Annotated in this window: 9 protein-coding genes and 2 pseudogenes; 1 reads left to right on the forward strand and 10 read right to left on the reverse strand. The window is 56.8% G+C overall.

Annotated elements, in window-relative coordinates:
- From B4F73_RS16705 to B4F73_RS00835, 5 genes and pseudogenes are all read right to left on the reverse strand, one after another.
- Positions 1–171: pseudogene (locus B4F73_RS16705) on the reverse strand (NADH-quinone oxidoreductase subunit D); the annotation flags it as partial.
- Positions 171–797, reverse strand: coding sequence for an NADH-quinone oxidoreductase subunit C (locus tag B4F73_RS00820; protein ID WP_242517303.1), 627 nt, complete (start codon positions 795–797; stop codon positions 171–173). The gene B4F73_RS00820 and the pseudogene B4F73_RS16705, both read right to left, overlap by 1 nt.
- An 8-nt stretch (positions 798–805) precedes the next feature.
- On the reverse strand, positions 806–1,375 hold the full coding sequence (locus B4F73_RS00825; protein ID WP_034812271.1) for a NuoB/complex I 20 kDa subunit family protein: 570 nt from the start codon (positions 1,373–1,375) through the stop codon (positions 806–808).
- Complete coding sequence (locus tag B4F73_RS00830) at positions 1,375–1,749, reverse strand: NADH-quinone oxidoreductase subunit A (RefSeq protein WP_034812269.1); 375 nt, start codon at positions 1,747–1,749, stop codon at positions 1,375–1,377. The genes B4F73_RS00825 and B4F73_RS00830 overlap by 1 nt, the downstream gene beginning before the upstream one ends.
- Before the next feature lie 241 nt (positions 1,750–1,990).
- Positions 1,991–2,929: a peptidoglycan-binding domain-containing protein gene (locus tag B4F73_RS00835; protein ID WP_290482289.1), complete on the reverse strand. Its 939-nt coding sequence runs from the start codon at positions 2,927–2,929 to the stop codon at positions 1,991–1,993.
- A gap of 209 nt (positions 2,930–3,138) precedes the next feature.
- Between B4F73_RS00835 and purB the strand changes: the two genes are divergently transcribed.
- A complete protein-coding gene (gene purB, locus B4F73_RS00840) occupies positions 3,139–4,437 on the forward strand; it encodes an adenylosuccinate lyase (protein ID WP_290478776.1) in 1,299 nt (432 codons plus the stop codon).
- Positions 4,438–4,461: 24 nt separating this feature from the next.
- Here the strand turns inward: purB and eda are convergent, their stop codons facing one another.
- The 5 genes and pseudogenes from eda to B4F73_RS00865 all read right to left on the reverse strand — a co-directional run.
- Positions 4,462–5,097 carry a bifunctional 4-hydroxy-2-oxoglutarate aldolase/2-dehydro-3-deoxy-phosphogluconate aldolase gene (eda, locus tag B4F73_RS00845; protein ID WP_206990509.1) on the reverse strand — a complete coding sequence of 212 codons (636 nt, stop codon included), beginning with the start codon at positions 5,095–5,097 and terminating at the stop codon, positions 4,462–4,464.
- Positions 5,094–6,059 carry a glucokinase gene (locus B4F73_RS00850; protein WP_206990510.1) on the reverse strand — a complete coding sequence of 322 codons (966 nt, stop codon included), beginning with the start codon at positions 6,057–6,059 and terminating at the stop codon, positions 5,094–5,096. Before B4F73_RS00850 ends, eda begins: the two co-directional genes overlap by 4 nt.
- 4 nt (positions 6,060–6,063) lie before the next feature.
- The gene (gene edd / locus B4F73_RS00855; protein ID WP_290481578.1) at positions 6,064–7,896 is read right to left on the reverse strand and encodes a phosphogluconate dehydratase; all 1,833 of its coding nucleotides are present in this window, start codon (positions 7,894–7,896) and stop codon (positions 6,064–6,066) included.
- Positions 7,896–8,609: a 6-phosphogluconolactonase gene (gene pgl, locus B4F73_RS00860; RefSeq protein WP_290482290.1), complete on the reverse strand. Its 714-nt coding sequence runs from the start codon at positions 8,607–8,609 to the stop codon at positions 7,896–7,898. Before pgl ends, edd begins: the two co-directional genes overlap by 1 nt.
- Positions 8,606–9,175: pseudogene (locus tag B4F73_RS00865) on the reverse strand (glucose-6-phosphate dehydrogenase); the annotation flags it as partial. The pseudogene B4F73_RS00865 and the gene pgl, both read right to left, overlap by 4 nt.

A 9,175-nucleotide genomic window follows, 5' to 3' on the forward strand; every position in this document is an offset into this window, starting at 1 on the left:
CTTCTCGGTGCCGCGATGCAGCAAGCCGATATGGCTGTCCACACGGGTCACGATCTCGCCGTCGAGATCGAGAATCATACGAAGGACGCCGTGGGCGGCCGGATGTTGAGGACCGAAATTCAATGTGAACTTTCGGTCTTCCATTTCGGAGATGTGCGCGGTGTCAGCCATTATTCAGAAGGCTCCTCGGCTTTCTCGTCCCCGGGAATATGACTGGTCATACCCTCCCATGGTGAGAGGAAATCGAAATTGCGATATTCCTGCGGCAGCTCGACCGGCTCATAGACGACGCGCTTTTCAAGGTCGTCGTAGCGCACTTCATAATGGCCTGTCAGGGGGAAGTCCTTGCGCAGCGGGTACCCCTCAAAGCCGTAATCGGTGAGGATGCGGCGAAGGTCAGGATGATCGGAGAACTGGATGCCATACATGTCGAAGGCTTCCCGTTCGAACCAGTTTGCGGCAGGCCAAAGCCCGACAATACTCGGAACGGGCGTGTCTTCATCGGTCCTGATACGTACCCGCACACGATGATTCATCCGCATCGAAAGAAGATGATAAACGACTTCGAACCGCTCGGTCCGCTCCGGATAGTCGACCCCACAAACATCGACAAACGTCTCGAAATTGCACTGCTGGTCGTCGCGCAGGAAGCGCATCAGGCTCACAATGTGATCGCGCTCGGCAAACACAGTCAGCTCGCCAAGCGTCACGTCCGCAGACTTGACGGCATCCGGCTGGCGCGCGGCGATGTGAGCGCCCAGCTCACCCAGGGCTTCGATAGCTTCTGTGGTCATCATGTCAGCTCCTACCGTTCCAGCGAGCCTTCGCGGCGAATCTTTTTCTGTAGCTGCAAGAAGCCGTAAACCAGCGCTTCAGCAGTCGGCGGGCACCCCGGAATATAGATATCGACCGGCACGATTCGATCGCAGCCACGGACAACGCTGTAGCTGTAATGGTAATAGCCGCCCCCATTGGCACAGCTACCCATGGAAATCACATAGCGTGGCTCCGGCATCTGATCGTAAACCTTGCGCAGGGCTGGCGCCATCTTGTTGGTCAGGGTGCCGGCAACGATCATCACGTCCGACTGGCGGGGTGAACCGCGCGGCGCCATACCGAAGCGCTCAAGATCGTAGCGCGGGTTGCCAGCATGCATCATTTCCACGGCGCAGCAGGCAAGGCCGAACGTCATCCACATCAGGGAACCGGTACGCGCCCAAGTGATCAGATCGTCGGCTGCGGCGGTGAAATAGCCTTTATCAGCCAATTGGTCTGACAGGCCGGTGTAGAACGGGTCGTCATTGCCGGGCTGAAAGCCGCCTTCGACTCCCGTCCGCGCGCCGCCAAGAGCATATGTCTTGTAATCGTCAGCCATTATTCCCACTCCAGCGCACCGCGGCGCCACTCATAAACAAATCCGATGGTCAAAACACCGAGGAAACCAACCATGGACCAGAATCCGACCAAGCCAATCGTTCCAAGGCTGACCGCCCACGGGAACAGAAATGCCACTTCCAGGTCAAAGATGATGAACAGAATCGCGACGAGATAGAATCGCACATCGAACTTCATCCGCGCGTCGTCAAAAGCGGGGAAGCCGCACTCATATGCTGAGTTCTTTTCCGGATCGGGATTGCTGGGCGCCAGAAGCACCGAACCTAGTATGAATAGGCCGGAAATCACGGCACCGATGACCAGAAAAATGATCACGGGCAAATAGTCGAGTGCCAAGCGTTCGATCTCTGACATGGTACCTTGTCTCCTGCCGCAGGGGTGGCTTGATCTGGCGCCGGATTAGGACGGTTTCGCCTATGGCGCAACAGACAGACGCAATATATCGCAGCAACTCAGTCTAGCCTGAATTATTGCCCAACTCACGTGCACTATACTGCGGCGGTGCGTCACGGCGCAAAGCAGAACGGGCGCAGCAGGCTCGGCGCCATAGCCATGAATTCAATCGGCTTTTTGCGATCCATTCGCACCCAAAGGATCAGTGAGCAGGTACGCCGAGTGCCTCTAGCGTTTCGAACGACAGCTGACCCACACCCAAGCCCTGCTCCCGCTGGTGCTCTTTCAGCGCGCTCATCGTTGCGGTCCCGAATTTGCCATCAATTTCGACCGCATGACCGACTTGTGAAAGCGCTTTCTGAAGGGCAGTAATCGTCTCGGGAGATATATCTTCGTCGCACAACACAGGCTTCCATTCTGCCCTCCCCTCGCCTGTCACGATCCGTTTCTCGACCGTGCGGTACCTCGCCGGGATCGAGACGATTTCTTCACGGGCGGGCTTGACCAATTGTTCGATCATGAGAGTTTCATACTCCGCTGGTATCGTAACCGGCTCGACACGTGCCGGTTCGACCAGGACCTGCTTCACGAGCGTATGATACTCTGCTGGAACTATGCGTGTCTCGGACTGTTCAGGCTTCACAATACGCGTGCGTGTAATTGTCTTGTACTCGGCCGGGACCTCGACCGACACAAGCACGTCATTCTGAAAAGCTTTGCTGGCCTCGTCCTCGCCGGCAATCTCGCGACCAGCCACCTCGTCCTTCAAATCCAACGTCGAATAAGCCTGCCGGACCAGCACTTGTTCGGTGTAGGTTTCGTATTCTGCTGGGATCACAACCGTCTCTGTTCGTTCCGGCCGGACCAGCACTTGCTCTGTAACCGCCTCATAGACTGCAGGCACGATTCTATACTCGGTCGCGGCCTGTTTGACCTCGACCAACCGCGACACTGTTTTGTATTCGGCGGGATAAATACGAATTTCGGTGCGTTCGGGCTCGTGCAGCACCTGCTCGGTCACGGTCTCGAACGTTTCCGGAATCAAAACAGGCGCATGGCAGGTTCCAGTTATGTTTTCGGCCAGCGCTGGTCCCATCATCAGAAGGCCAGCAGCTGTCGCGATCATCGGTTTGAGTTGCATGAACCTGCTCCAGCCGCCACCGAAACATACAAGCGTTCCAGTCTACCAATTGCCACGCATTTCAACCATGCACTCATATTCCGCAACCCTCCCCGCACCAAGGGATACACACCCGCCACGCAGTTTCATCTGCGCTCAATTTACCGAGACACTGGTGTTCTGTGCTCCAGCCAGTAATAGAAAGCCGAATCCCAGCCCCGAGGTACTCCATGATCCCCAGATACACCCGACCCGAAATGGCAGCCATTTGGTCTCCCGAATCCAAATTCGGCATCTGGCTGGAGATAGAGACCCTCGCAGCCGAAGCCATGGAGCAGAAGGGTCTGATCCCGGAGGGAGTCTCCGCAGCGGTCCGCGAACGTGCGGCGTTTGACGTCGATCGAATCGATGAAATCGAGCGGGAAGTGAAGCATGACGTCATCGCCTTTCTGACAAATGTTGCAGAACATGTTGGTGACGAAGCGCGCTTTTTGCACAAGGGCATGACCTCTTCAGATGTCTTGGACACATGTTTCAATGTTCAGCTTGTACGTGCAACCGATCTCCTGCTGGTTGGTGTAGACCGCGTCTTGGCCGCACTGGAAAAACGGGCCTTTGAACACAAGCTGACACCCACAATTGGCCGCAGTCACGGGATTCATGCAGAGCCCACTACATTCGGTGTGAAACTTGCCGGCTATCATGCCGAATTCCAGCGCGCACGGACCCGCCTGGTGCTGGCTCGCGAAGAAGTGGCGACATGTGCAATCTCCGGCGCAGTTGGTACATTTGCAAATATCGACCCGTCGATTGAGACTCATGTTGCCGAAAAGCTTGGTCTCAGCGTCGAGCCCGTTTCTACCCAGGTCATCCCGCGCGACCGCCATGCCATGTTCTTCGCAGTCTTGGGTGTGATCGCGTCTTCTATTGAACGGCTTTCAACAGAAGTACGTCACCTCCAGCGCACTGAAGTGCTCGAAGCCGAAGAGTTTTTCTCGGCAGGCCAAAAGGGCTCATCCGCCATGCCACACAAGCGCAATCCCATTCTGACGGAGAACCTTACGGGTCTTGCCCGGCTTGTCCGATCCGCTGTGACGCCTGCCATGGAAAATGTTGCGCTCTGGCACGAGCGCGATATCTCGCACTCCTCGGTCGAACGTGGCATCGGACCGGACGCGACTGTGCATCTTGATTTTGCGCTGCACCGTCTTGGCGGCGTGATCGAGAACCTCTTGGTCTATCCCGAAAACATGATGAGCACGATCGACAGCATGGGTGGCCTCCACAACTCGCAACGCATCTTGTTGGCCCTCGTCGAAAAAGGCGTCAGCCGTGAAGACAGCTATCGTCTGGTCCAACGCAATGCGATGCGGACCTGGAAGAAGGAAGGTGACCTTCTCGACCTGCTCAAACAGGATGAGGAAGTATCATCCCGACTGACAGATTCCGAACTCGAGGCCTTGTTCGACCTTGGTTACCATTTCAAACACGTGGACACGACCTTCGAGCGCGTTTTCGGACGCTCCTGATACAAGGTCATTTGAGGACGGCGACTAGATCCTGCTAAGCGCCGTCCTTGCCTTCTCGGCAACGGACGACCACGCGCCAGTGGTTACATCCTTCTCCGTCGCGATCCACGAGCCGCCTACTGCCACCACATTTGGCAGGGACAGATACTCACCCGCATTATCGGCGCTGACACCGCCCGTCGGCATGAATTGGAGATGCGGCAGCGGTCCGGACAGCGCCTTGAGCGCGCCTACGCCGCCAGCAATCGCGGCCGGAAACAGCTTCAGCATCTTGAACCCTTCCTCATAGCGCGTCATCGCTTCGCTGGCGGTCGCCACGCCCGGAATTGTGATGCCCATATAATCACCGAGTGCGTCCAGCAGGCCGGGGGACATGCCGGGAGACACAAGGAAGTCGGAACCGGCATTCATTGCGTTCACAACGTCCTCCTTCGTCAAGACCGTCCCCGCGCCCACAATCAAATCCGGCTGCGCCTTCTTCATTTCCTCAATGACCTTCAAGCCACTTGGCGTGCGCAGCGTCACTTCAGCGATCGTGAGACCGCCCTCAACAAGCGCGCGCGCCAATGGAGCCGCTGCGTCCACATCAGGCACCACAAGCACAGGGACGATCGGTGCCCGTTGGGCGGCCGCTTTCAAGGCATCAAGCGAGGAATTCATTTAAGCGTCTCCTGGGCATAGTAGGCAGCAGCGCCAATCAGAGGCGCCTCGGGATCGTGCATAAGGCGTACCGGACAATTCGCAAGGTAGCCAGACATCGGTCCACGTTCACGGAACCGGGCAACCGACTCAGGTCGTCGCAGATAATCCACGATTCGCTCAGTTACCCCACCAGCCAGAACGACACCGCCAAGCGCCCCATTTGCGAGCGCCAGGTCGCCGACTGCCCCCATGACGGCTTTCGCGCGCATGGCGATCAGTTGATCAAACATCTCGTCACCTTCGTCAGCCCGGTGACGCATTTCTTCGGGAGAGATGTCTTCCAAATTGCGCCCGAAGACTTCGCAAAATGCGCGATGGACGAATTCGAGTCCCATGCCCGACGCAACCAATTCGTTCGATACATAGCCCTGAGTCCGCATGAGAACACTCGCTATGTCGAATTCCAATGCATCCCTTGGCGCATAGGCGATGTGTCCGCCCTCACCCGTGAGAACCTGCCAGGCATCGTCGCCCAGGGGAAACAAGGATGCCACCCCGAATCCGGTGCCAGGCCCGGCTACTATTACAGGCAGTTCCGGTATTTCTTTTCCAGGCAAGATTTCCTCAAAATAGTCTCCGGAATGCTCAGGCACCGATCGGGCCATGGCGGTGAAATCATTGATGATTTTAATGTCATCAAAGCCAAACACCTCGCAGAGGTGCCGGGCTGAGACGTGCCAATCCCGATTGGTCAGCATGACTTCTCCGTCCCGCACAGGGCCGGCCATGGCAAAACAGGCATGCTTCGGCTCTAATCCGGTGTCTTGCAGGTATCGGCGCAACGCAGCAGCAAATGTTTCGAAACTATCCCCGGACAGTTTTGAAAAATCACTGATCTCAACTTTGCCGCCGCGCCTCTCAGCCAAAGCGAACCTGACATTGGTTCCCCCTACATCCCCAACCAAAACGGGCTCACCCATCCGATCAGTCCCCCCGGTTCGAGAAATTGAACTGGCTCGCCCCATTGGCGGCAGGGCCTGCCAATTCCCGGAAATAGGTGAACATTTCGCGGCCGAGTCCCATCCCGTTCTCGTTTGGCCTGTATTCGTCCGGGATGCGCTTTGCAAACTCTTCCGGATCAACCTTGATATCGAGCACACCGCGCTCGGCATCAAACACAATCATGTCGCCATTTTGCACTTTTGCGATCGGGCCGCCGCGTGAACCTTCCGGACTCACATGGATCGCTGACGGCACTTTACCGCTCGCGCCTGACATACGGCCATCCGTGACCAACGCCACCTTGAAGCCCCTATCTTGCAAAACTGCGAGCGGCGGCGTGAGTGTATGCAATTCAGGCATGCCATTCGCCGCTGGTCCCTGGAACCGAACAATCGCGACAAAGTCCTTATCCAATTCTCCTGCATCAAATGCAGCTTTCAGCGCTTCCTGGGAATCGAATACGATCGCAGGTGCTTCCACAATGCGATGCTCAGGTTTTACAGCGGACACCTTGCTGACGCCCAAGCCAATCGGACCGTCCATCATCCGCAGTCCGCCATCCTTGGAGAATGGATCAGATACAGGGCGCAATATGTCCGCATCGGCACTGGTGTCCGGGGCAGGACGCCAGGCGGCTTTGCCATCTTCCAGATAAGGCTCCGCCGCGTAGCCTGATATCGGACCAGCCACGCCCATGGCGTCGCCATCCATTAAACCGGCATCGAGCAACTCACGTACGAGGAAACCCATACCGCCTGCTGCGTGAAAATGATTCACATCAGCCGGTCCGTTTGGATAAACACGCGCCAGCAGCGGCGTCACCGCGCTGATATCCGCGAAGTCTTCCAGAGTTAGAATGATGCCCGCAGCAGCTGCCATGGCTGGCAAGTGAAGTGCATGATTGGTAGACCCCCCCGTCGCCATCAGACCTACCACGCCATTCACAATAGACCGCTCATCGATCATTTCGCCCGCTGGCATATAGTGATCGCCCTGCGCATGGATCTCCGCGACGCGATGTGTGGCTGCACGTGTCAGCGCTTCGCGAATAGGTGTGCCTGGATTGGCGAAGGCAGCGCCTGGCAAGTGGAACCCCATGACTTCCATCAGCATCTGGTTCGAGTTCGCTGTGCCATAGAATGTGCAAGTACCCTGCGTGTGATAGCTTTCCGACTCCGCTTTCAAGAGCGCGTCACGACCAACCTTGCCTTCCGCAAATAACTGGCGAACGCGTTGCTTTTCAGGATTGGGCAGACCGGACGGCATGGGCCCAGCTGGCACGAAAACAGACGGGATCCAGCCAAACCGCAGCGCAGCGATCACCAGGCCGGGGACAATTTTGTCACAAACACCCAGATGCATTGCGCCATCAAACACGTCGTGACTCAGGCCGATGGCCGATGCCATCGCAATCACGTCGCGAGAAAACAGTGACAGCTCCATACCGGTAAAGCCCTGCGTGACGCCGTCACACATTGCAGGGACGCCTCCGGCGACTTGTGCAATGGCATTCACCTCCCGTGCGGCATCCCGAATAATAGCGGGGTAGTCCTGATACGGCGCATGTGCTGAAAGCATGTCGTTGTAGGCTGTGATGACACCAATGTTCGGCCAACCCGCGCCGAGTAATTGTGTCTTCTCAATCACCGCGCATCCCGCCGAGGCGTGCGCCAAACTGCTTTCAGACATTCTCCGCCGGGCGAAATCCTTGGGGCGGCGACTACGGATCATTTCGAGATATGCTTGGCGCGAGTCACGTGACCGCTCTCGAATACGCGCGGTCACTTCTGCGATTGTCGAATTCATCTCAACCATTATGCTGCCCATACGACCGTCAAACGCGGCCCCAATTTATCGATTGCATATTTAATAGGCTTTTCCTGCACGGACGACATTATCGCCGTGTCGAACACTGCCTTTTTCGCTTCTCCGAAGATTAGCAGGATCACGGACGACGCACTCGTTACGCCCTTGCCTGTAAGGGTAATACGCTGCGGATTTTCACCGGCGACCGGACACCCGGTCGCATCAACGGCTGCAACCACATTTTCACTTTCCAGAGCGGCTGACAGATCCTTCGAACCCGGAAACCAGCTGGCGGTATGACCATCCTCACCCATACCAAGAAAAACCACGTCTGCGGGATCACAGTGAGGGGCATACGCCTTGTCTCTGTCTGCCACAGCTTCCTGCGGCATGGCGTCCATTGTTTTCATCGGCAGAAAGCCTGCAGCTCCGGCGTTTGCCTTTAGCAGTCGGCTGCGTACGAGGCGCTCGTTGGATGCGTCGTCTTCAGGGTTGACCCAACGTTCATCGACGAGACCAACCATGACCCGCGCCCAATCCAGCTCGGTCGTGGCAAGGGCATCAAATATCGGCCCTGGCGTTGAGCCACCTGACACCATCAGCGACGCAGTGCCTTTCAGCTCCAACGCCTTCGTCAGCCCGCCTGCTATGAATTGCGTTACAAAGCGGGTTGCCTCGTCGCGGCTGTCAAACATCATGAATTCATGCGCCAATCCGCTCATGATCCCTCCCACCATGCTCGATTGTCGCGGTCCATCATCATGGCAGCAGCGAGTGGGCCATCCGAACCGGCTGTGTAGGCTTCGGGGCGATCACCAGATTTTTCCCAGGCTTCGATAAGCCCATCAACCCAAGTCCATGCCGCTTCAACTTCATCCTTGCGCATGAAGAGAGAAAGGTTTCCGCGCACAACGTCCATCAACAGACGCTCATACGCGTCCGGATACCGAACCGTGAAGCTTTCGGCGTAGGAGAGATTCAAGGGGAGAGACTTAACGCGGAGGCCGCCCGGGCCCGGCTCCTTGATTTGAACGAACAGGCGCACACCTTCATCCGGTTGCAGACGAATAACCAGCTTGTTCGCACTCTCATACCCCTCCCCGAACAAGGAATGGGGTGTTGGTTTGAACTGAATGATGATATCCGAGTGACGCTGCGACATCCGCTTGCCAGTCCGCAGATAGAAGGGGACGCCCGCCCATCGCCAGTTGTCGATATTGGCCTTGATCGCCACAAAGGTCTCAGTCGAGCTGACGGTTTCAGAACTCAACTCTTCCAGATAGCCTTT

This window comes from Hyphomonas sp. UBA3601 (assembly GCF_002375605.1).
In the GTDB taxonomy this organism is placed as follows: Bacteria; Pseudomonadota; Alphaproteobacteria; order Caulobacterales; family Hyphomonadaceae; genus Hyphomonas.